The 1169-nt window shown below is 47.4% G+C and carries 1 protein-coding gene and 1 pseudogene; both read right to left on the reverse strand.

Features of this window, described 5'->3' with window-relative positions; translation table 11 throughout:
* Positions 1-112: 112 nt before the first annotated feature.
* Positions 113-571 carry an Imm26 family immunity protein gene (locus tag E4V01_RS25355; RefSeq protein ID WP_193763318.1) on the reverse strand — a complete coding sequence of 153 codons (459 nt, stop codon included), beginning with the start codon at positions 569-571 and terminating at the stop codon, positions 113-115.
* A gap of 135 nt (positions 572-706) precedes the next feature.
* Positions 707-1169 (reverse strand): annotated as a pseudogene (locus E4V01_RS26035) (GIY-YIG nuclease family protein); the annotation flags it as partial.

A 1169-nucleotide genomic window follows, 5' to 3' on the forward strand; every position in this document is an offset into this window, starting at 1 on the left:
CCGTCCACTGCGCGTCCGAGAGCCAGAATAGGTCCGCCATCGCTGCCTCCATCCTGCAACGGCGGCTCTGAATCATTTTGATCAGATCATTTGCCTTTGCGCACATTCAGCCTCAAGTGGAAAGGAGGTCGGTGAGTTTAATTTCTACAAAACCGCATCCAGCTTCGCCAGAACTAGGTAGATTGAGATCAGCATCCAAGATCTCTTCGCCGATAATTTTAAATGGGTCAGCTCTATCATAGGTAACGAGGAGCGGTTTTGAGAAACCCTTCGGATCTCTTCTAACTGCTTTAGTTGTAGGCCAATCATCAGAATTCCAATTACTCAATTGTCCAATGACAGGCCAGCTTCCATTATTTATTTTGATGTCACTTGATCTCATCGATATAACAGCTTTTTCGGGCGACATTCCTAATATATCAACATTTTTTTCCGTCTCATATTTTGGCCCGAAAAAGTAACTGACTATCAAATTGTTTTTCCTTGACGAGCCAGCAATCACTCCTCTTGCGAAGCCGCCGTTCCTTAACGGAACTAGAAATACGGACCCGTCTGGACGCATGTTCTTCATAGCTAATTTTCCAGTCAAGGAATTTTCTGGCAGCATCCATATAATAATTAAATTTGGGTTTCGACCACTTATTGGGTTTATTTTATTGAGGGGTGGATCATAGCGCTTATGAACGACTTGCTCAAGGCCTCTTTGTTATCTGTAGACATTTGATAGATACATTATCTCGAACTCGTAACCTGATAAAGCTTCGTCCCTTAGATGCTCTCGTCGCCTTCGATCAAGGTTTCCAGTTCGTCCAGATCGAACTACATTGCCCTGAGTATCTTTTAACACATAAATCCCGCCGTTTCTTTGACTTTTCGCGTTATTGAGTACGATCAGGCCTTGATCGATGGTGGAACCAACTAGGCTCGTAGTCGTTTCAAGAGCGTTTCCAACGACGTAAGCTCCCGCAGATGCACCGATTGCCCCAAGAGTAGCGGCTGTGGCAGGGGAGCAGACAACGGCTCCGCCCAAACATCCGAAGCCAGCACCGAACCCGATGCCTCCTCCGAAGCCGCCTCCAACAAACCCTCCCAAGAGAGCTCCGGTGATGAACCCGGCTTGGCCGAAGCTGCTGCTGAAGGAGCCACTCGGCCCATAGTGATCCTCCCCT

The organism is Methylorubrum sp. Q1 (genome assembly GCF_004683995.1).
Taxonomy (GTDB): Bacteria; Pseudomonadota; Alphaproteobacteria; order Rhizobiales; family Beijerinckiaceae; genus Methylobacterium.